Raw genomic sequence first — 21,559 nt, 5'->3', positions numbered from 1 at the left:
ACCTACTCCCCCAGTATGCCCGTTATCATAGCTCTAACAGCTTTAATGCGGTCTCGAAAATATGTAGGCGTATTTGTCGCCGAGTCGACCGACTTCCTAAACTCCCGGTCCTCAAATAACTCCACCAACCCGATCACTAGTCGCTCACGGTTCTCGCGAAGCTTTTCCTCGTCAAATTCCAGGACCGCGAAAATTTCTGCATCATAGGCTGCCGCCAGAACCTGCCGACGCCAGTACCCTTTACCTTCCCCGCCAACCCACCTACGAAACACGTGGTCACCAAAAGCTGCTACAGCTTTTTTGACCGCAACCCTGAAGGACTCACGAAGTGCTTCCACTTCACCTTTCGGAAGACTTTGATTTTGAGCCATGTACTCGTCGAGACGCCTTCCCATTCCACCCGAGAACGTGTCCCAATCCTCATGGAAAGTTAAAAACCGAAGAACAAATTCAGCGTCGCGCATCTCCCTAAAGACCGAAGATTTGGATTTGTCCCTGATTCCAAGTGCGCGATGAAAGTCATCCGACTCCGACTCTTCAAGAATCATACTGTTAAGCTCGCCCGGCCAGGCACTGTTTCTAATTTCTTGCGGATTCAGCTTGATACCACCAGTGTTCAGCCGCTGAAAGACCTGATACTTTATATCCGGATCCGACTGGCGAAGAATAATTATCGCACGCAAATTTGCACGCGTTTCCAACACCGTTTGAAGCGTACTCGGAAGTTGATCGAAATACATTTCATTTAGCTCTGAAAATACTTCTAAGCCCTCAAGAGCGAACCTCCCCAAGAGAAACTCGTTAATTGCAGTAAGTCGCTGTTTTCCGTCAATCACAGAATAGCGACCATACTCGTCTTCGTTCAAGAAAACAGGAGGAATAGGGACGTTCATTAAGAATGACTCAACTAGCTTGGACTTGCGCTCTGCGGTCCACCTGTTCCGCCTCTGATACTTTGGCGATAAATCGATTTGCTTCCCGCGAACTAACGAAGAAAGAGCATTGAGATTGTAGTCGACAGCGCTTGTCAGCAGGTCTCGCTGCTTCTCCTCCCAAAAACCAACTGGATCGTCCGATGGGTAGTCATCGAGCGCCTCCTCGGACTCCTCGACGTCGCGCCCACTTTCTAGCGAAGATTCATTCTCCGACATCATTTCTCCCTGACCAAAGCGTCAAATTACCCGCACAATACCGCACGATTACAACAGAAAAGCATCAACATGCCGATACTTTCCGGTCGGTCACTCGCGCAAGACACAGGCTTGTCTCGCATGCTTGGCTCAACTGCGAGTTTCCTGACAAGGCAGTGTCCGCTCAGGAAGCACGAGTTGACATTGCCGAGTGCGCACATATGCGAGCAAGCCCCAAGGCAGCGACCACGTTTGGCGCACTTTTCAACTTGGCTTTCACGCCGGCGACCAGGGCTTGAGCCATGGCGTCTCCGGCCAGCCTTCCGCGGCGGCCATCAGTGGGATCGCCGTCGCGCCGTCGATGTGCTCGCGGATGATGTCGGCGTGCCCGGCGTGGCGCGCGGTCTCCTCGATGAGGTGGAGCAGCACCCAGCGGACCGACCACGCGTCGACGTCCTGCGGGTACCAGGGCACGCCCTTGGGCACCGGGACCAGCTGGCCGAGGTCGGCGATACCCGCGATGACGTCCGCGGTACGGCGGGCGACCTCGTCGTAGCGCGCGAAAACGTCTTCGAGCGTCTCGCCGTCGGCCATCACGTAGCCGGCTTCGTACTCCTTCATCGCTTCGTCCATCGGCTTCGAGGGCTTCTCGAGCAGGATGTCGATCCAGCCGTCTTCCGTGAACGCGGTGTGCTTGATCAGGCCGCCGACGCTCAGCGAGCTTCTGGTCGGGGTGGCTCTGGCCTGTTCTTCGGTGAGGCCGTGCGCCGCGATCCGCAGGACGTGGCGCTGCTGCTCGAGGTAGGCGAGAAGACCTTCGCGCTCGTCGGCGACCGGGGGAACGTTTCCAGCCATGGTGGCTCCTTCCATCGGGAAGGGGATCATGGCATCCGGAACCGGCTTGCTGGGGCGATTCGGCCAGGAAGGGAGCAAGGGACCTTTGCTACCGCCCAGGCGGGACCGGGCGGACGGCGACGAGGGCGTGGGGAAATAGAGACGTTGAGTGTCCCTATTTCCCCACACCCCTCACCCCGCGTAGCGACACCGGCCCCACCGTGTGGATTTCAGTGCGTTGAATGACCCGAAACCCACACGGTCACCCCAGGCCGAAGTCCGAAAAGAGAGCAAGGGACCTTTGCTACCACTCTCTCGACGTTGAGACAAGCGGTAGCAAAGGTCCCTTGCTCCCTCAGGTGTGGAGGGTCAGGCGGCGGCGTCCAGCTTCGCCCGCTGCTCGGCGGTCAGCGTGATGTCGACGGCTTCGAGACTCTCGTTCAGCTGGGCGACCGAAGAAGCGCCGACGAGCGGGATCACCGGAGCGTCGCCACCGATCAGCCACGCGAGCACGACCTGGTTCAGCGTCGCGTCGATCTCCTTCGCGACCTCGCGCAGCGCGGCGAGCCGGTTCGGGGTGCCGGGGTGGTCGTAGTCGAACTCCAGCGGTTTGTCCTCGCGGACGTACGCGCCGGCCAGCAGCGGCGAGTAGGCGACGAGCCAGAGACCAGGGTTCTCGGTCAGGTAGGTGAGCAGTTCGCCGGAGACGAACCCGTTGGCACCTTCCGGCGAACGCCGGGCGGGACGGTCGGTGCGGGGACGCAGGTAGGTGTGCTGGTACTGCAGCACGTCGTACCCCGGAAGCCCCTTCGCAGCGGCGTGGGCACGGCTGCGCTCGACCTTCCACGCGAAGTGGTTGCACACCCCCAGCAGGCCCACCGACCCGTCGGCGACGACCTGCGCGAAACCCTCGACGGTCTCTTCCAGCGGAACCGACCGGTCTTCGACGTGCGCGTACAGCAGGTCGAGCTTGTCGACGCCGAGGTTCTCCCGGCTGCGGTCGACGGCTTCCTTGATCGCCTTCGGGGAAAGGCCTTCGATGTTCTCGAACTTGCCGGTGTCGGCGAAGCTCATGCCCGGCGCTTTCGCCCGCGCGCCCATCTTGGTGGCGATGGTGACCTCACCGCCGATACCGCGGTCGGCACGCCACCGGCCGAGCAGTGCCTCGCTCTCGCCACCCTGCGTTCCGTTGTGCCAGAAGGCGTAGTTGTTCGCGGTGTCGACGAACGAACCGCCTGCCTCGACGAACCGGTCGAGGATCGCGAACGACGTCTCCTCGTCGACGCCGGTGCCGAACGGCATCGCACCCAGCGCCAGCGCGCTCACTTCGCGCCGCGAATCCGGGTTCAGGCCGATCGTGCGAAATTTCATGGGTCCCATCACTTCCTGCGGTCACGGTTGGCGAGCGATCAGGTGCTCACACAACGCTATCGGAACGAATCGCGCTCTGGATCAGATTCATCACGGCTTCCCCGGAATCGACCACGTACATGTGCGCGCCGGGGAGTTCGACCGCCTCGAAGCCGGCGGTGGTGAACTCGGCCCACTCGCGGATGTCGTCGGCGGAGACCAGTTCGTCGCCGGTGCCGCGCAAGGCCGTGATCGGCACCGTGAGCGGCTCAGTGGTGCTGGGGACGTAGTTTTCGTGCATCGTCACGTCCGCGCGCAACGCCGGAAGGAGCAGTTCCCGCAGATCCGGGTGATACAGCGCCTGGTCGACGTGTCCGGACAGGAACTGGACCTGCGCCAGGAAAGCGTCGTCGTCTTCGTGGACGGACGCGCGGATCTCGAGCGGCCGTTCCGTGCGCGGACCGGGCGACCCGCTGACGAACAGGTGGCGCACGGACGGCAGCCGGTGCGCGAGTTCGTAGGCCAGCACGGCCCCGACGCTGTGCCCGAACAGCACCACGTCCGCCGGCTCACCCAGCTCGCCGAGGAAGGCGTCGACGGCGTCGGGCACCGACCGGTACGGCTCTTCGTCGATCAGCCGTTCCCTGCCGGGCAACCGCATCGGCACGACTTCGAGACCGTCGGCGGCGAAGGCCGACCACGGGTGGAAGAAGGCGGCCCCGCTCCCGCCGAAAGGCAGGCACACCAAGGAAGTCATCGGGGCAGCTTCCGGTCGTAGCGGATCGGCAGTCGTTCGAGGCCCCGGCTGGCCGAGTTGTCGAAGCGCCACGGCAGGTCCTCCGGCGCCACGGCCAGGCTCAACCCGGGCAGCCGCCGCAGCAGCGTGGTGAACGCGACGGCGCCTTCGATCCGGGACAGCGGCGCGCCGGGGCAGAAGTGCACGTTGACCCCGAACGAAAGATGCCGGTTCGGTTTGCGGGTGATGTCCAGTTTTTCGGGGTCTTCGAACACTTCGGGGTCGTGGTTGGCCGAGTTGATCAGCAGGTGGACGACGCTCTCCTTGCCGATCCGCTGGCCGCACAGCTCCAGGTCCTCGGCCGCGAACCGTTGCGGCGCACGGTAAACCGGTCCCTCGAAGCGCAGGAACTCCTCGATCGCCGTCGCCACGAGTTCCGGTTCGCTCTTGAGGAGCTCGAACTGGTCCGGATGCCGCAGCAACGCCTGCATACCGTTCCCGACGAGGTTCGCGGTCGTCTTGTGGCCCGCGATGATCAGCAGGATCAACGTGGAGACGATCTCCTCGTCGCTGTACGCCTCGTCCGCGTCGGCCGTCTCGAGAATGACGCTGACCAGGTCCTCGCGCGGATCCGCGCGCCGCTCGGCCATCAGGTTCAGCAGATATTTCTCGACGTCGTCGCTGACCTGCTTGAGCCGCCGGTTGCCCTCTTCGTCCAGGTACGGCGCGTTGCTGAGCACCATGCCCCAGTCGTGCAGCAGCGGCCAGTCCTCGATCCGGACACCGAGGAATTCGCAGATCACCCGCATCGGCAGCTGCAACGCGAAGTCGTTGTAGAGATCGGCGACGCCTTCGCCGGGCAGCGCGTCGATCAGGTCGTCGGTGATCTCCTGGATCCGCGGCCGCAGTTCGTTCATGCGTCGCGGGACGAAGGCGTTTCCGACCAGCTTGCGCAGGCGGGTGTGCTTCGGCGGGTCCGCGGTGAGCATGTTCTTGATCAGGATCGGACTGCTCTGTTCGAGTGCCTCGCGGAACCAGCCGGGCGCGTTGTCGACGCTCTTCGACAGCCGGCGGTCGGCGAAACCCTTGCTCACCGTTTCGTAGTCGGCGATGACGTAGGCCTCGGAGTTCGGCGGGTACTCGATCGGGCGCACCGGGCACGTGGCCCGCACTTCGGCGTAGCCCGCGTACGGATCCGGGCCGGGGTGGGTGCAGAACTCGGCGGGAAGCGGCTCCGGGGACGCGGTGGTCTGCTCAGGGGTTTCCAGGCTCATTTTCCATCCTCCGAAGTCGTTTGCTTGGCGAGCTCTTCAGGGGCGGGCAGCGTGCGGATGCGTTTGCTGAGGGTCGGCAGCGCGAAGAGGGTCCCGGCGACGGCCATGAAGACGAAGACCCACGTCGGGCCGGCGAGGTCGAAGATCGCGCCGACGGCGAAGATGCCGATCGGCTGGGCGATCATGCCGACGAACATCACCGCGCCGATGACCCGGCCCTGCAGGTTGTCCGGCACCAGTGCGGCGATGTAGCCGTAGATCAGCGCCCCGACGACACCGGCGCGCAGGAAGATGCAGGCGACGATGATGCCGAGCGGCAGCGTGCCGGGCACGAAGGTCAGCAGCACCGCCGCGACCGGGCCGATCCAGATGGCGTAGGCCATGATCACCGGCGGCCGCACGTACTTCAGCACGATGCCCGCGAGCAGCGCGCCGGTCAGGCCGCCGCCGCCCGCGATGGCGAGTGTCGTGCCGATCAGGGCTTCCGACGCGCCGCGGTCCTGCGCGGTGGCGATCAGGGCGAGGAACATCCCGGAGTGGTTGAAGGCCATGTTCGAGCCCATCGCCCACAACACCAGGGTCAGGATGATCGGCTGCTTCACGATGAACTTGAAGCCGTCGAGCATGCTGCCCTTCGGCGCGGCCTTGGTTTCGACGGTCCGCGGTGCCTGGGTCGGCTTCTTGACCAGCAGCAGGATCACCGCGGACACCAGGAACGAGAGCGCGGCGGCGAAGAACGGCAGCGCCCTGGCGAGGGCGAACAGCGCGCCGCCGGCGGGCGGGCCGGCGACGGTGGCGCCGAAGAACCGGATCTGGTTCTGTGCGGTCGCCTGGGTCAGCTGGGAGGCGGGCACGAGCTGTTTGATCGCCGCCATCCCGGCCGGGTTGGACACGCCGAGACAGGTCGCGGACAGGATCACGATGGCGAAGGTGAACCAGACGTTGACGCCGTCGCTCATCACCAGCACGGCGAACAACGCCAGCAGCACCAGTCGCGCCAGATCACAGAAGATCATGATCAGCTTGCGGTTGAAACGGTCGGTCAGGCTGCCGCCGGGCAGGGACATCACCCCGGCCACGACCAGTTGCACCGCGCCGACCGCGCCGGCGTAGGTCGCCGATCCGGTGGTCGCGAGGATCAGCAGCGGATACGCGATCTCCGCCGCTTCCTTGCCGAAGGCGGCGAAGAACTGGCTGATCCACATGGCCTGGAAATCACGGTTACGGAAGAGCGGCTTCTCCTGGACCGGGGGTTCCGGCGCCGCCGTGACGGTGGGTTGACTCGTCGCTGTGGATTCAGCCGACATGATCCATCCTCTCGGCGCCCGCGAGAGCACCGTTCAGTTCGCGGGCGAGGGCGCCCACATGGGGTTGCGTGAGCAGTGACCAGTGATCGCCGGGGGTGGTGAACACCTGGACACCGCCGCCGTACAGCGGGGCGAGACGGGCGCGGAGCCGGGCGGCCCCTCGCCGGTCCGAACCCGCCCGGAACACCAAGGCCCTGGCGGGAACGAAAGGAGGCCGGTACGGCACCAGCGCGCGTGCCTTGCCCAGCAATTGCGTGCGCAGCGCCGGATTGCGCCGCGTCTCACGGCCGATCGCGCCGAACCCGAAGACCGCGTCGACGAGGGTTCGCCCGTGGCTCGCCAAGAAGCCGGGATCGACGGCCATGGGCAGGTCGCGGCGTCCCTGCACGAAGCCGTCGAGGCCGACCACCGTGTCCACGTCCGCGCCGCGGCGGGTCAGCTGCCGCGCGACCTCGTGCGCCAGGACGGCCCCGAACGACCAGCCGCCGAGAAGGTACGGGCCGTCGGGCCGCGTCCGCAGCACCGCGTCGACGTACTGGGCCGCGATCGCGTCGATGCCTTTTTCCCGGCCGGAAACGATTTCGAATCCGTGGACCGGACGCGCACCGGCCAGTTCGTCCGCCAGCGCGCGATAACTGAGCGCGCTGCCAGCGGAGTCCGCGATGAGCAGCAAGGGCGCGCCGGGGCCGTCTTCGTGGAAGGTCACGACATCGACCGTGTGCCGCGGCCCCGGTGCGGCGGACCGCTCCGCGACCAGTCGTGACAACCGGCCGAAGGTGGCCTCCTGGTCGAACTCCGCCACGGGTACCGAAGCGCCGGTCCGCTCGCGGATCTTCGACATCAAGTTCACCGCCATCAGCGATTCGCCACCGAGCGCGTAGAAATCGTCCGCCGCGTCGGCCGAGGGGACGCCGAGCGCCGCGCACCACAGTCTTTCCACTGTGGACTCACCTGGATCATCCACAGTGGACTTGACCAAGGGCGGCCTCCTGACGGCGAAATCCGGCTCCTCGTCGCTGAAGGGGTAAGTCGGGAGCGAGCAGATAGCGGGCCGTTCACCGGGCTCTTCCAGCAATCCGGTGACGGTGTCCGCGCCACGTTCCCAGAGCGAGCCGAGCGCGCGGAGGACACCGCGATCTCCGTCCTCGGCCCGGCCCAGCAGCGGCACGGTCACGTTGCCTGCCTTCCAGGCTTCGTGACGGCGAAGTGTCGCGAGCATGGACGTGCCGGGCCCCAGTTCGAGGAAGGTGTCGCAGCCGGATTCGAGCAGGGTGCCCGCGCACTCCTCCAGCAGCACCGGTTCGCGGAGCTGCCCCGCCCAGTAACCGGGGCCGCGCAACGAGTCCGGTTCCGCCCATCCGCCGGAAGTGTTGGACACCAGCCGGATTCGCGGCGCCGCGTTCGGCTTGGCGGCCACCACCTCGGCGAGTTCGTCGGCGGCGGGATCCATCAGCGTGCTGTGGAAGGCCCGCGGGATGTCGAGTACCCGGACGTCGAGACCGGCCAGGAGGTCTCCGTCGAGCAGCCGGGTCATCACCGCTTCCGGCCCCGAGACGACGACTCGGCCCGGCCCGCGCACGGCGAGGGAGAGTTCACCGAAACCCTTGTCCGCCAAGCGGTCCGCGAGTTCGTCCGCGGCGGCCCCGACGGCGGCCATCCGGCCGGGCCGGGTGGCCAGCATCGCCGAAGCACGCAGGTGGACCAGATCCACCGCGTCCGGCAGGCTCCAGAGCCCGGCCAGCGTGGCGGGCGCGTACTCGCCGATGCTGTTGCCGAGCATCGCGACCGGCCGGACACCGAGCTCCAGGAGTTGCCTGCCCAGCGCGTAACCGAGCGCGAACAGCCCGACCTGGTGAGGGACGAGTCGCGAGAACCAGGCCGGTTCGGCGTTCTCGGTGACGATCGGTGCGAGGTCGAGCCCGTGCCGCTCGCGGACGAGGTCCCGGACCTCGTCGAACGCGGCCCGGAACCCGGGAAGCAGCCGGTGCGCGGCCACCCCCGCGGGGTGGGTCAGCAGACCGTGCCCCGGGAAGACGAACGCGACCTTGTCGAGCGTGCCCGGAACGGACGCCCCCGGCGCCGCGAGCAGCGTCGCGGCTTCGGCGGTGTCCTCCGCGACGACGGTCTGCCGGTGCTGATGCACCCGGCGGGACGCCAGCGTCGCGCTGACTTCGGACAGGTGCAGATCCGGTGTGGCGCGCAGGTGCTCGGCCAGGTTCGCGCGGAGGCGGCCGAGGGCTTCCGGCGCGGCCGCGGACAACGTCAGCACCCGGCGCCCGCCACGCACGGGCGGCGCCGTCCGGGCCGGCGCCTCTTCGAGGATGACGTGCGCGTTGGTGCCGCCGACGCCGAACGAACTGACCCCGGCGAGCCTGCCGTCCCGGCCGGTCCACGGTTCGGTGCGGGTGCTCACCACGAACGGGGTGGTTTCCAGTTCCAGCAACGGATTCGGCCGGGTGAAGTGCACCGACGGCACCAGTTCCCGGTGCCGCAGCATCAGCACGGCCTTGATCAGGCCCGCCACCCCCGCCGCGGAACCGGTGTGCCCGATATTGCTCTTGACCGCGCCGAGCCGGCACCAGCCGGTGGCGCCGGTGTCCGCCTGGAAGACGTCGGTGAGTGCCTGGACCTCGATCGGATCGCCGATCCGGGTGCCGGTGCCGTGCGCCTCCACGTATCCGATGTCGCGCGGATCGACACCGGCCAGCCGCTGCGCGTAGCCGATGAGTTCGCTCTGCCCTTCGACCGACGGAGCGGTGTAGCCCATCTTTTCCGCGCCGTCGTTGTTGATCGCCGAACCGCGGATCACCGCGAGGACACGGTCACCGTCACGCCGCGCGTCGGCCAGCCGCTTGAGCACGACCACGCCGACGCCCTCGCTGGGCACGGTGCCCCCGGCTCGTTCGTCGAACGTGCGGCAATGGCCGTCCGGGGAAAGGATTCCACCGGGTTCGTAGAGGTAGCCGCGTTCGCCGCCGGCGATGACCGCGACCCCACCGGCGAGCGCGACGTCGCATTCCTCGCCGCGCAGGCTCGCGGCCGCCATGTGCACCGCCGTCAACGACGTCGAACACGCCGTCTGCACGGTGACGGCCGGACCGCGGAGGCCGAGTTTGTAGGCCACCCGCGTCGCCAGGAAGTCGGGGCCGAGCCCGATGTAGCGGGCCAGTTCGCCGAGTTCGCCGTCCGGCTCGGCGGTGACCTGGTCCGCCCCGCCGTACACCCCGATCCAGCCGGGAAAGCGGGCCGGGTCGAGCGCGGCGTCGTCGAGGGCGGCCACCACGCATTGCAGGAACACCCGCTGCTGCGGATCGATGCTCGCCGCCTCGGCACGGCTGTAGCCGAAGTAGGTCCAGTCGAAGCCGCGGGCGCCGGTCAGCAACCCCATCGCCGGGACGAACTCGGGACGCCGTGTCAGCTCGGGGTCGCCACCGGCCGCGAGGATCTCCTCGGCGTCCAGCCTGCTGATGCCTTCGGCGCCCCCGCGCAACAACGACCAGAACCGGCCGACGTCCGGCGCGCCCGGGTACCGGCAGGCCATCCCGATGACGGCGACCGGCTCCTGCCTGGTCATGAGGCGCTCGCGAGGAGCCTGCCCAGGCCTTCCGGCGTCGGGTCGCGCAGGAAGTCGCGCACCTTGAGGATCGCTCCGGTGCGTTCCTTGGCCAGCGTCACCAGCCGGATGGCCGCCATCGAATTCCCGCCGACGGTGAAGAAGTCCGTCCGCGCGGTGATGTCCACGGCGGGCTCGCCGATCGCCTCGGTGAACATCGCGAGCGCCGGGCCGAGGTCGTCCTGGGCTTCCGGGGCCGCGGTCGCCGGGGCCGCCACCGCGGCCAGCGCGCGGCGATCGATCTTCCCGTTGCCGGTCACCGGGATCCGCTCGACCAGCGCCCACAGCGTCGGGACCATGTACGCCGGCAAGCGCCCGTTCAGGGCGTCGCGCAGGTCCGCCGTGCCGAACGCGGCACCGGGCGCCGGGACGACGGCGGCCATCAACCGCTTCTCCGCGCTGTCGCCGTCGCTGACCGCGACGACGGCGTCCTGCACCCGCGGGTCCGCGGTGAGCGCGTCGCTGATCGCCGACAGTTCGACGCGGTAACCGCGCAGTTTGACCTGATCGTCGCGTCTGCCGAGGTACCGGACCCGGCCCTTCGTGTCGACGCGCACCAGATCCCCGGTCCGGTAAAGGCGTTCGGGGACGTCCGGGGAGAACTCGCCGAACACGCGGGCCGTCTCCGCCTCGTCACCGAGGTACCCGTCGGCGAGGCCGAGACCGCCGGTGTACAGCTCGCCGACCGCGCCCGGCGGCACGAGCCGATGCCGGGCGTCCAGCACGTAGACCCGGGTTCCGGGCAACGGCGTGCCGATCGGCAGCGGGCCGTCGACGTCGTCCGGGTCGGTCACCGAATACGTGGTGGTGAACGTGGTGTTCTCGGTCGGCCCGTAGCCGTTGGTGATGACCAGGCCGGGATGGCGCCGCAGGACCCGGGCGACGTGCTCGTGCGGGACGACGTCGCCGCCGGTGAGCAGCTGCCGCAGCCCGGCGAACGCGTCGGCCGCGAACTCCTCCACCAGCCGGAACAGTCCGGCGGTGAGCCAGGCGACGGTGACTTCGTTGTCCAGCAGGAATTCGCCGAGCTCGGTGGGCGTCGGCAGGCCCGCCGGGTACACCTCGAGCGTGGCACCGGTCAGGAGCGCGCCCCAAAGCTCCAAAGTGGACGCGTCGAAGGCGAGCGGGGACAACCGCAGCACCCGTTCCTCCGGGCCGAGGTGGACGTAGTCCGCCTCGTGCACCAGCCGGACGATGGCGCGGTGCGGGACGCAGACCCCCTTCGGTTCACCGGTCGAGCCGGAGGTGAAGGCGACATAGGCCGGCCGCGTCGTGTCCGGATCCACCGGCGCTTCGACGACCTCCCGTACCTCCCAGGACCGATCCCACGCCGCCACCACGGGAATCCCGAGTTCGCGGAAGCGTTCCGCCGAGGCCGGGGGCACGAGGGCGGCGACCGGAGCGGCGGACCGCACGATCCTGCCGGAATGCTCGGCGGGGACGGCGAGATCGACGCCGACGTACGCGGCGCCCGCCCAGACGACGCCGAGCACCGCGACGGCTTCCGCGATCGATCGGTCCAGCCCGACGAGCACGCGGTCGCCGGGGCGGACACCGGCTTCGCGCAGCAGCCGCGCCTGGTGGGAGGCCGCGGCGGCGAGTTCGCGGTAGCTCAGCTGGACTTCGTGTTCGCGGACGGCGATCGCGTCCGGGTCCCGGAGCACCGTTTCGCGGAAGAGCGCGTCGATCGACGTGGCCGGGAAGTCCTCCCGGGTCCGGTTGATCCCGTCGAGCAGGGCCCGCCGTTCCGGTGACAGGCAACGGATCTCCTCGACCGCGACGTCGCCGGCCGTCGCCAGCTGGTCCGCGGCGGCGAGGAAGTCCGCGATGAACCCTTCGGCGTCGGCCGGACCGAAGACCGCGGACGCGTATTCCAGGTGGCCCCCGAATGACGGCTCGGCCCGGCCGATCAGCAGGGAGAGGTCGAACTGCGCGCCGCCACCGTGGCCCTCTTCGATCCTCAGCCGCGCGCCCGAGGTCTCGATCCGTTGCGGGACAAGCTGATCGTGCATGCCGAACGAGACCTGGACCAAGGGGTGACAGCCCAGCGTGCGTTCGATGCCGAGCCGGGTGACCAGCTCCTCGAACGGCAGGTCGCCCGCGTCGATGCTCTGTCCGAGCGACTGGTGCACCGAGCGCAGGTACGTCGCCACGGCGGCGTCTTCGGCGATGTCGATCCGGACCGGGACCAGATTCCCGGCGACGGCGACGAGTTCTTCGAGTTCGGTGCTCCCCCGGCCGGTGAGCGGAACCCCGACCAGCAGATGCCGCATGCCGGTCCAGCGGCTCAACGTCAAGCCGAAGGCGCCGAGCAGGAAGGCGAACGGCGTGATTCCCAGCGCCTTTGCTCGTTCGGTGACCGCCGCGCCGGCGGGCACGCCGAAGTCGATCGGCGCCCGCGCGCCCGCGGCGTCCTGGATCGGAGGACGCTGCCGATCGGACGGGAGTTCCAGCACCGACGGCACGCCGTCGAGGTGCTTCGTCCAGAACTCGGCCTGCCGGTCCCATTCCCCGGAGGCGCGGGCCTCCTCTTGATGGCGCAGGAGAACCCGGGGCGAGACACCGGGCTCCCCCACGGTCTCGGGCTCGCCGCCCGCCAGGTTCGCGTAGCGGGCGAACAATTCGTTCAGCAGCAGGCCGACCGACCAGCCGTCGAGCACCATATGGTGCGCCACCAGCACGACGGCCTGTCCGCCCGTGCCGCCTTCGACCCGGAGGAACCGATACGCCGGCGCCTCCGCGAGGTCGAACGGCCGCCGTCCGTGCCGGGCCGCGAGGGACCGGACCCGCTCCTCGAACTCGCCCGCTTCGCCTTCCCAGGTGTGTACTTCGACGGCCGGGACGTACGACTCGAGCACCTCGGGCACGACGTCGCCGGTGTCACCGCGGTAGACCGTGCGGAGTCCGGGGTGTCTCGCCACGGTCCGCGCGACCGCGCGCTCGAACAACTCCGGCACCAGGGTCCCGGTCTCCACGAAACAGGTGAAGACCAGGTTGTACGGAGATCCGCCGGTGACCCGCTCGATCAGCCACATCCCGCGCTGGGCATGGGAAACAGCTTCGGCGGCCGGTTCTCCCCCGCCGACCGGCTTCCCGGCCGGGATCGCGCCGGCGAACACCTCGGCGACCGGAGTGTCACCGAGCAACGCGGCCACGGGGATTCGCAGGCCGAGCTTCTCCTGCGTGATCGCGACGAGCCGCAGTGCGCGCAGTGAATCCCCGCCGAGGCCGACGAAACTGGTGGTGGCGAACGCGCCGGCCTCGATGTCCTGGCCGAGGACGGCACTGGCGTACTCGTGGAACGACATGGCTTTTCTCCGGTCGGGAGGAGGGAGGGTCAGGCCTGGGTTTCGGCCGCGCGCCGTTCACGGGCGGCGCCGAGCAGCCGCTCACGGCTCCCGCGCGCTCCCCCCGTCTGCTTCTTCTCCGCGCCGACCAGCAGATCGGCGTGGCCGCGGACGGTGCCGGCGCGGAACAGGTCGACCGTCTTCACCATCCGGCCGGACACTTCGCGCAGCTTCTCCACCAGCACCACCAGGCGCAGCGAATCGCCTCCCGCGTCGAAGAAACTGATGTCGTCGCCGAATTCCTTGTTGTCGAGCACCTCGCTCCAGACACCGCGGACGAGGTCCAGGCGCACGGCCGGATCGTCGAGGTCGAGGGCTTCGGTGGCGGGCTTGAGCACGGCTTCCTCCGGGGATCGGGCGAGATCCGCGACACCGCGTCGCAGATCGAGAAGCAGGCCGTCGATCGTTTCGTCGGTGAAGAGATCGGCGGGGTAATCGAGGGTGAGCTCCAGGCGGGATCCGTCCGCCACATGCACGAAAAGCGCGAGATCCCACTTGCTGTACTGGGGTTCCAGCGGCCGGAACCGGCCGGTGACGCCGGGCGCGAGGTCGAACGGGGCGGGTACCTCGGCGAGGTTCACCAGCACCGGGGTCAACGGCAGCCTGCCGACGTCGCGCTCGTCGTCCAGTTCGGCGGCGAGCGCGTCCAGCGGGACATCCGCGTCGATGAACGTCTCCATGCCTGAATTCCGCGCTTCGAGCAGGAGTTCGCGCCACGTCGTCGTTTCGTCGAGGCGGATCCGCAGGACGAGGGTGGACATGAACATCCCGACGACACCGGCGGAGACCGGGTCGTCACGACCGGGCCAGACCACCGAGAACAGGAAGTCGCGTTGCCCGCCGCGGCGGGCAAGGGTCGCGGCGAGGATCGCGACCCCGGTCATGAACGCGGTGCAGCCCGCTTCGGCCGACGCCGCCAGGACTCGCGCGGTGACCTGTTCGTCGAAGGTGGTGCGGGCCTCGGCGCCGATCATGGACAGGTCCGGGTCGGGCAGCCGGTCATAGGGCAGGTCGACCGTGGTCGGCGCGCCCCGCAGTCGCTCGACGGCGTCCGCGATCCGGGGCGCCAGCTCGGTTTCCGGGATCGGGACCTGGACCCGCGCGGGATGGATCGGTTCGGGCAGAACGACTTCTTCACCGCTCAGCGCGCCGCGGTAGAACCGGCCGATCTCGTCGAGCAGCAGTTTTCGTGACGTGGCGTCGAAGACGATGTGGTGCACGGTCAGGACGAACAACGTGGTGTCCGGGCCGACGCGAATCAGCTCCGCTCGCGCCGGCGGTTCGTCGCCGAGGTCGAAGGGGGTGTAGCAGAGAACCTCGACGAGCCGCTTCACCTCGTCAGTGGTCCAGTCCTCCTCGACGGCGTCGAGGAAGCCGGCCTCCGCGGGCTCGCCGTCGGTCCGGTACTCGACGCGACGGTGCGTGGTTTCGAGGCGGAATCGCGATCGCAGCGCGGGATGCCGCGCCAGCGCGCGGCTGACGGCATCCGCCAGCGCGACGTGGTCGATCGGGCCGGTGAACTCGATGACCGACGGGATCAGGTACGTCGGGCGCAGCCGATCGATGCGGTCGACGATCCAAATGCCCTGCTGAGTGGGCGTGGCGACATGCCAGACACTGGCCGATTCAGATGGCATACCTCTGCCGCTTCCCCCGGTCGGTGGACAGCCTGAATGGAAAGAAGAAATGCACGACGAAAAGCCGTAATCAAATCAACGCGGTGGCTGAATTCCCCAGAAATCGAACCCCCATTTGCCATCCAGACGCTACGAGGGCACCGCCGCGACTGTCAACTCGTCCATTCGTGGACATCTCACCACTGAACTACGAAAGCAGTGATTCGGACACCCTTGACACTGCTCGAACACGCGTGCTTGACTCGGCCGACATCTGGGGAAGAAGCAACGAACCTGCCCACACGGGCGTGGATGCGTTGTGCTGCAAGGAAACTCTAGACGGCGAGCAGTGCAGCTCGCGTATTCGCTGCTCCATTGGACGCAGTGGCCACTGGGGTGTTCAGCGCATACGGCCACTATGCCATTCGGGTGCGGATAAATCATGGCGGTACGCCGCGAAATGAAGGGAACGCGCGCATGACGCTCGAGGACACCACCAGGGGTTGTCCGGTGCATTTCGGCGGCGCCGACCTGGTCGACCCTTTCCTGTACGCCGACGGCGACGCGCATTCGATATGGCGTGAACTCCGCGCGCAGGACGGGCTGACCTGGCACCAGGTCGACGCCGAGCGCGGCTTCTGGTCGGTGGTGAAGTTCGCCGACACCGACTTCGTCATGCGCACCACGGAACTGTTCACCTCCGAACGCGGCACCATGCTCGAACTGCTGGGCATGGACGATCCGGCCGGCGGCAAGCAGCTCGTCGTCACCGACCCGCCGCGGCATACGATCATGCAGGCGCGGCTGAAGAAGGCGCTCGCGGTCCGCGCGGTGGACAAGCAGCGCGACATGGTCCGGGAACTGGTACTGGGCCTCATCGCCCCGCTGGGTGACGGCGGTGTCTTCGATTTCGCGGAAGCCATGATGACCATGCCGATGGCGGTCACCGGGCGGATGATCGGCCTGCCCGAAGAGGACTGGCCGTGGCTGACGAAGCTCACCAGCGCCTGCGTCGCCGCCGACGATCCGGAGTTCCAGATCGCGGACGGCAAGGACGCGACGCTGGCCAGCGCGCACCGGGAACTGTTCGTCTACTTCCAGGATCTGGTCTCCTACCGGCGCGACCACCTCAGCGACGACCTGCTCAGCGTGCTGATCTCGACCGAGTTCGAGGGCAGGCACATGTCGCCCAGCGAGATCGTGGCCAACTGCTACAGCCTCCTGCTCGGCGCGAACGTCACGACGCCGCACGCGCCGAACTTCGTCTTCGCGGAATTCATCGAGACCGGTGTGCTCGAGGACTGGACGCGGCATCCGGAGACCGGGCAGACCGCCGTCGAGGAGGCCTTGCGCTGGTCTTCGCCGGTCAACCACATGCTGCGGTACGCCACCCAGGACGTCGTGCTGCGCGATACGAAGATCTCCGCCGGCGACGCGGTGGTGGTCTGGCTCGGTTCGGCCAACCGCGACGAGGAGCAGTTTCCGGACGCGGACACCTTCGACATCCGGCGCAAGCCGAACAAGCACCTCGCGTTCGGGATCGGGCCGCACTACTGCGTCGGGCACAGTGTGGCGCGGATGAGCATCCGGATCCTGTTCGAGGAGCTGCTGAGCCGGTTCCACGATTTCGCCCCGGCGGGGAAGCCGGAGCGGATCACGTCGAACTTCGTGTCCGGGTACAAGCGGGTGCCGATCACCGCGGCCCGGCGGTAGCAAAGGTCCCTTGCTCTCTTTCCGCAGGTCAGCGGGCCGAGCGGGAGCAAAGGTCCCTTGCTACCCCTGCGGACGCACGAACGGGAACAGCACCGTCTGCCGGATCGACGCCCCGGTCAGCATCATCAGCAGCCGGTCGACACCGATGCCGAGCCCGCCGGTCGGCGGCATGCCGTGTTCGAGCGCGAGCAGGAAGTCCTCGTCCAGCTCCATCGCCTCGACGTCCCCGCTCGCCGCGCGCAGCGACTGGGCCTCCAGCCGCCGTCGTTGCTCGAGCGGGTCGGTCAGCTCGGTGTAGGCCGTACCCACCTCCGAGCCGAACGCGATGAGGTCCCAGCGCTCGGCCAGCCGCGGATCCACCCGGTGCTGCCGGGTCAGCGGCGACACGTCGGTCGGGTAGTCGGTGTAGAACGTCGGCAGCACGGTCGCGCCTTCGACCAGGTGCTCGTGCGCCTTCAGCACGAGATCGCCGTGCCCGGCCTCCTCGTTCACCGGCACTCCCGCCGCGCGGCACAGCCGCTGGAGTTCGGCGACGGAGGTGCTCGCGTCGATCTTCTCCCCGAGCGCGGCCGAGACGGCTTCGTGGACCGGGATCACCGGCCAGTCGCCGGAAATGTCGTACTCGACGACTTTCCCGTCCGGCCCCGGTCGGCGAACCACCTGCGCGCCGTACGCGGCCTCCGCGGCGCATTGCACGAGTTCGCGCGTCAAGGTGCGCATAGTGTTGTAGTCGGCATACGCCTGGTATGCCTCCAACATGGTGAATTCGGGGTTGTGCGTCGCGTCGACACCCTCGTTGCGGAAGTTCCGGTTCAGTTCGAAAACGCGCTCGACGCCCGCCACGCAGAGCCGCTTCAGGTAGAGCTCGGGCGCGATCCGCAGATACATCCGCATGTCGTAGGCGTTGATATGGGTGATGAACGGGCGCGCGTTGGCGCCGCCGTGCACGGTCTGCAGCATCGGCGTCTCGACTTCGAGGTAGTCGCCCTGGTGCAGCCGCTCCCGCACCGCGCGCACGACGGTCGAGCGCATCCGCAGCATCGCCGTCGAATCCGGGTTCACCGCGAGGTCCAGGTACCGCTGCCGCACCCGCGTCTCCGGGTCGGTGAGGCCTTTTCGCTTGTCCGGCAACGGATGCAGGCTCTTCGCCGTGACGGTCCATTCGTCGACGAGCACGGAAAGCTCACCGCGCCGTGACGTCACGACCTGCCCGCTCACGCCGACGTGGTCGCCGAGGTCGACACCACGCCGCCAACCGCTCGGGTCGAGCACGGAAGCGTCGAGCATCAGCTGGATCTCGCCGCTGAAGTCCTTGACCCGCGCGAAACAGAGCCCGCCGAGATTACGCATCGCGAGCACCCGGCCCGCGACGCGGACCCGATGACCGGTGTGGGTGTCCGGGCCCAGATCACCGAACTTCGAAACGACGTCGCCGAGCAGGTCCTCCCGGGCGAAACCGACCGGATAGGGATCGATCCCGGCTTCCCGCAGGCGATCCAGCTTCGCCATCCGCACCCGGACCTGGTCGGGGCGCCGGACCTGGTTCGGCGCGGGAGTGGCCGCGTTCGCTTCGATGCGGTGGACCTCGGCGACGAACTCGTCGGTGACGGTCTCCAGTTTCAGCGCTCGTCCCGACCGCCCCGTCGGGACGAATCCTTCGAGCGCGCCGGCAACGATGCCGACTCGCGGCAGCCGTCGAGCCGAGGAATAGCACAGGAAACGCGGCTCCCAGTCGGGACCGTACTTGGCGTTGGACCGGTAGAGCGATTCGAGCTGGAAGAAGCGCGACGCCATGCTGAGGACGCCGCGCCAGGCGCGCAGCACCGGGCCCGCACCGATCCTCTCCCCCTCGGAGAAGACCGCGCGGAACATCGCGAAGTTCAGCGAGATCCGTTGCGCGCCAAGGTGTGAACTGGCCGCCACGACCTCGGCGACCATGTACTCGTTGAGCCCGTTCTCGGCATCGCGGTCGCGTCGCATCAGGTCGAGCGACAGGCCACGACGGCCCCACGGCACGAACGACAGCATGCCGCGAAGCTCGCCCTTGGCGTCGTAGGCCTCCACCATCACGCTGCGGCCGTCGCTCGGATCACCGAGCCTGCCGAGCGCCATCGAGAACCCGCGCTCGGTTTCCGCGCCGCGCCACTGCTGCGCGTGCAGCAGGAGCTTGGCCATCTCCTCGGCCGGGATTTCGCTGTGCCGACGGACTTTCGTGCTGTATCCGGCCCGTTCGATCCGTTTGACCGCTTGCCGGACCGAGCGGCGTTCCGGCCCGGCGAGGCTGAAGTCACGGACGTCGAGGACGGCTTCGTCACCGATTTCCAGCGCGCGCAGGCCCGCGTCGGCGTAGACCTTCGCACCACGCTCGCTCGCGCCGAGCACGCCGGGCGTCCAGCCGTAGGTGCGCGCTTCGTTCAGCCAAGCGCGGACCGCGTCGGGCCAGGCGTCGGGATCACCGATGGGGTCGGCGCTGGCGACGCTGGTGCCCGCGAGCACGCGGTAGGCCACGGCGGCGCGGCCGTTGGGCGAGAAGACGACGCTCTTCTCGCGCCTGGTGGCGAAATAGCCCAAGGAGTCGTCTTCGCCGTGTTCGGCAAGAAGGCGGCGTACGCGCAGTTCTTCCTCGTCTGTCCTTAAACGACGGCTACGCACCCCGCGGAAGAGCGTGTACAACGCGGCCGTCGCGACGGCCGTCGCGCTGAGGTCGAGCACGAGGTCGAGCCAGGCGGGGCCTTCTCCGATGCCGACCCGGCGCAGCTGGATGTTCTCCCCGGTCGTGTGGTTGACGACCCAGGCGAAACGCTCCCAGGTATCGGCGAGACGACCGGGAAAGGCTTCGCTCAAGCCCCAGCCGACGAGAATGACCGCGGCCAGGCCACCGAAAAGGACGGTGAGGCCGTCGCGCCACGCGCCGGGCGCGAGCCGGGCGGGGAACGCCGGGCGCAGGATCCAGAGCAGCGCGATCATGCCGAGGGAGATCAGGTCGGCGATGGCCAGCACCCACACCTGGTGCGGGATGTGCCGGACCTGCCACGGGCCGAGTTTCAGCAGCTCGGGCCACCACAACAGCGCGGCTTGGAAGGCCAGCGTCACCGCCAGCCCACCGACCTGGAACAGCAGCAGCGTGTAGAGCGCGGCGCGCTTGCGGCGGCGGAGCGCGGCGCCGAGGACGACCAGCAGCAGGACGATCACGAGGCTCGCGTTCGTCGGGATGCTCAATGCCGAGAAGGCGATGTCACCCGTCCTGAGCACCGGCCCCTTCACCCCGCCGGCGAGCAGGAGGATCACCGAGAACACGGCCGCGAGCTGCACGAGGGTGGCGACGATCCCGCCCGCCCTCGCCTTCCACGGCGCGACTCGGCGCACTGGGTTTGCCATTCTGGTCCTTCGCGGTACACACAGGAGATCGACAGCTGTACTTACTTGACGTCACACAACCCTGCGTGGTTGTCAACGATCATCATCCTGTGGTCTGAATTTCCTCATCCGCAGGCGTGACGGTGCTGTGTGAAGCTGGTCGCAGGGCCTTGGGACGGTCATACCGGCATGTCACGCTTGGCCTGTTCAGCTCCACGACCCGGGGACCTCTTCGAGGCCTCGAGGGAAGGACGGTCGACAAGGATGTCTGCCACCGAAAAGGACTCCGGCGAGCTCGCGGCTCCGTACGGGACCGGCGCGGCGCCCCAGGCCACATCTGGGAAGAAGGTCCGCGTACATCACCTTCGCGACATGAAGGAGCGCGGCGAAGCCTGGCCGATGCTCACCGCCTACGACATGTACACCGCCGCGCTGTTCGACGAAGTGGGCATTCCCGTGCTGCTCGTCGGTGATTCAGCGGCGAACAACGTCTTCGGCTACGACACTTCGCTTCCGGTGACCGTGGACGAGTTGCTTCCGTTGGTGCGGGCGGTGACCCGATCGGTGAAGCGGGCGCTGGTCGTGGCCGATCTGCCGTTCGGCTCGTATCAGCTCTCACCGCAGCAGGCACTGGAAACCTCGGTGCGGTTCATGAAGGAAGGCCGCGCGCACGCGGTGAAACTCGAAGGCGGACGGAAATTCGCTCCGCACGTCGAGGCATTGACGTCGGCCGGTGTCCCCGTGATGGGACATATCGGATTCACCCCGCAGAGTGAACACAATCTGGGCGGCTATCGAGTCCAGGGACGCGGCGAAGCGGCCGAAGCGCTGCTCGCCGACGCTCTCGCCCTGGAGGAGGCCGGCGCCTTCGCGGTCGTCATGGAGATGGTGCCGGCCGAAGCGGCGAAGCGGATCACACACGAACTGAAGATCCCGACCGTCGGCATCGGCGCCGGGCCGGACTGCGACGCGCAGGTGCTCGTCTGGCAGGACATGGCCGGGCTTCGGCGCGGCAGGACACCTCGCTTCGTGAAGAAGTACGCGGATCTCGCCGGCGTGCTGGCGGGGGCGGCGTCGGCGTTCGCGGAGGACGTCCGGCGAGGCGAGTTCCCGGCTCCGGAGCACTCGTTCCACGACTGACGCGCCGCTGACCTGCAGAAAGAGAGCAAGGGACCTTTGCTACCACTCCCGGCCGAGGAGCGCGGTAGCAAAGGTCCCTTGCTCTCCACGCCGTGGTGACCGTGTGGATTTCTGGTCATCTGACGCTCCGAAATCCACACAG

At 67.7% G+C, this 21,559-nt stretch carries 12 protein-coding genes; 2 read left to right on the top strand and 10 right to left on the bottom strand.

The window, feature by feature from the left end:
- Window positions 1-2: 2 nt before the first annotated feature.
- The 9 genes from ACOCEP_RS17335 to ACOCEP_RS17295 all read right to left on the bottom strand — a co-directional run bounded on the left by ACOCEP_RS17335 (window position 3) and on the right by ACOCEP_RS17295 (window position 15,228).
- Window positions 3-1,151: a GmrSD restriction endonuclease domain-containing protein gene (locus tag ACOCEP_RS17335; RefSeq protein WP_482338417.1), complete on the bottom strand. Its 1,149-nt coding sequence runs from the start codon at window positions 1,149-1,151 to the stop codon at window positions 3-5.
- A 255-nt stretch (window positions 1,152-1,406) separates the two neighbouring features.
- Window positions 1,407-1,985: a DinB family protein gene (locus ACOCEP_RS17330; protein WP_482338416.1), complete on the bottom strand. Its 579-nt coding sequence runs from the start codon at window positions 1,983-1,985 to the stop codon at window positions 1,407-1,409.
- 348 nt (window positions 1,986-2,333) lie between these two features.
- Window positions 2,334-3,335, bottom strand: a complete 1,002-nt coding sequence (locus ACOCEP_RS17325; protein ID WP_482338414.1) for an aldo/keto reductase — start codon at window positions 3,333-3,335, stop codon at window positions 2,334-2,336.
- Window positions 3,336-3,381: 46 nt separating this feature from the next.
- On the bottom strand, window positions 3,382-4,071 hold the full coding sequence (locus ACOCEP_RS17320) for a thioesterase II family protein (protein WP_482338413.1): 690 nt from the start codon (window positions 4,069-4,071) through the stop codon (window positions 3,382-3,384).
- Window positions 4,068-5,324, bottom strand: a complete 1,257-nt coding sequence (locus ACOCEP_RS17315; RefSeq protein ID WP_482338411.1) for a cytochrome P450 family protein — start codon at window positions 5,322-5,324, stop codon at window positions 4,068-4,070. The genes ACOCEP_RS17320 and ACOCEP_RS17315 overlap by 4 nt, the downstream gene beginning before the upstream one ends.
- On the bottom strand, window positions 5,321-6,631 hold the full coding sequence (locus tag ACOCEP_RS17310) for an MFS transporter (RefSeq protein WP_394360815.1): 1,311 nt from the start codon (window positions 6,629-6,631) through the stop codon (window positions 5,321-5,323). The genes ACOCEP_RS17315 and ACOCEP_RS17310 overlap by 4 nt, the downstream gene beginning before the upstream one ends.
- Window positions 6,621-10,205, bottom strand: a complete 3,585-nt coding sequence (locus ACOCEP_RS17305) for a type I polyketide synthase (protein ID WP_482338409.1) — start codon at window positions 10,203-10,205, stop codon at window positions 6,621-6,623. The genes ACOCEP_RS17310 and ACOCEP_RS17305 overlap by 11 nt, the downstream gene beginning before the upstream one ends.
- Window positions 10,202-13,552, bottom strand: a complete 3,351-nt coding sequence (locus ACOCEP_RS17300) for a non-ribosomal peptide synthetase (protein WP_482338408.1) — start codon at window positions 13,550-13,552, stop codon at window positions 10,202-10,204. Before ACOCEP_RS17300 ends, ACOCEP_RS17305 begins: the two co-directional genes overlap by 4 nt.
- A gap of 29 nt (window positions 13,553-13,581) precedes the next feature.
- Complete coding sequence (locus ACOCEP_RS17295) at window positions 13,582-15,228, bottom strand: condensation domain-containing protein (RefSeq protein ID WP_482338406.1); 1,647 nt, start codon at window positions 15,226-15,228, stop codon at window positions 13,582-13,584.
- A gap of 456 nt (window positions 15,229-15,684) precedes the next feature.
- Here ACOCEP_RS17295 and ACOCEP_RS17290 point away from each other — a divergent pair, with 456 nt between their 5' ends.
- A complete protein-coding gene (locus tag ACOCEP_RS17290; RefSeq protein ID WP_482338404.1) occupies window positions 15,685-16,920 on the top strand; it encodes a cytochrome P450 in 1,236 nt (411 codons plus the stop codon).
- A gap of 60 nt (window positions 16,921-16,980) precedes the next feature.
- Here the strand turns inward: ACOCEP_RS17290 and lysX are convergent, their stop codons facing one another.
- Window positions 16,981-20,298 (bottom strand): bifunctional lysylphosphatidylglycerol synthetase/lysine--tRNA ligase LysX, encoded by a 3,318-nt coding sequence (gene lysX / locus ACOCEP_RS17285; protein ID WP_482338403.1) that lies wholly within the window; start codon window positions 20,296-20,298, stop codon window positions 16,981-16,983.
- A 243-nt stretch (window positions 20,299-20,541) separates the two neighbouring features.
- On the opposite strand from lysX, the gene panB reads away from it, so the two are divergent.
- Window positions 20,542-21,417, top strand: coding sequence for a 3-methyl-2-oxobutanoate hydroxymethyltransferase (gene panB / locus ACOCEP_RS17280; protein ID WP_482338401.1), 876 nt, complete (start codon window positions 20,542-20,544; stop codon window positions 21,415-21,417).
- Window positions 21,418-21,559 lie beyond the last annotated feature (142 nt).

The organism is Amycolatopsis sp. CA-211722 (assembly GCF_056828465.1).
This window is presented reverse-complemented; position numbering and strand designations above follow the sequence as displayed.

Bases quoted from the DNA above. Each gene is read 5' to 3' on its own strand.
- ACOCEP_RS17325 (WP_482338414.1), bottom strand. From the start codon at position 3,335: ATGAAATTTCGCACGATCGGCCTGAACCCGGATTCGCGGCGCGAAGTG.
- ACOCEP_RS17300 (WP_482338408.1), bottom strand. From the start codon at position 13,552: ATGTCGTTCCACGAGTACGCCAGTGCCGTCCTCGGCCAGGACATCGAG.
- ACOCEP_RS17315 (WP_482338411.1), bottom strand. From the start codon at position 5,324: ATGAGCCTGGAAACCCCTGAGCAGACCACCGCGTCCCCGGAGCCGCTT.
- ACOCEP_RS17290 (WP_482338404.1), top strand. From the start codon at position 15,685: ATGACGCTCGAGGACACCACCAGGGGTTGTCCGGTGCATTTCGGCGGC.
- ACOCEP_RS17295 (WP_482338406.1), bottom strand. From the start codon at position 15,228: ATGCCATCTGAATCGGCCAGTGTCTGGCATGTCGCCACGCCCACTCAG.
- ACOCEP_RS17310 (WP_394360815.1), bottom strand. From the start codon at position 6,631: ATGTCGGCTGAATCCACAGCGACGAGTCAACCCACCGTCACGGCGGCG.
- ACOCEP_RS17335 (WP_482338417.1), bottom strand. From the start codon at position 1,151: ATGTCGGAGAATGAATCTTCGCTAGAAAGTGGGCGCGACGTCGAGGAG.
- panB (WP_482338401.1), top strand. From the start codon at position 20,542: ATGTCTGCCACCGAAAAGGACTCCGGCGAGCTCGCGGCTCCGTACGGG.
- ACOCEP_RS17305 (WP_482338409.1), bottom strand. From the start codon at position 10,205: ATGACCAGGCAGGAGCCGGTCGCCGTCATCGGGATGGCCTGCCGGTAC.
- lysX (WP_482338403.1), bottom strand. From the start codon at position 20,298: ATGGCAAACCCAGTGCGCCGAGTCGCGCCGTGGAAGGCGAGGGCGGGC.
- ACOCEP_RS17320 (WP_482338413.1), bottom strand. From the start codon at position 4,071: ATGACTTCCTTGGTGTGCCTGCCTTTCGGCGGGAGCGGGGCCGCCTTC.
- ACOCEP_RS17330 (WP_482338416.1), bottom strand. From the start codon at position 1,985: ATGGCTGGAAACGTTCCCCCGGTCGCCGACGAGCGCGAAGGTCTTCTC.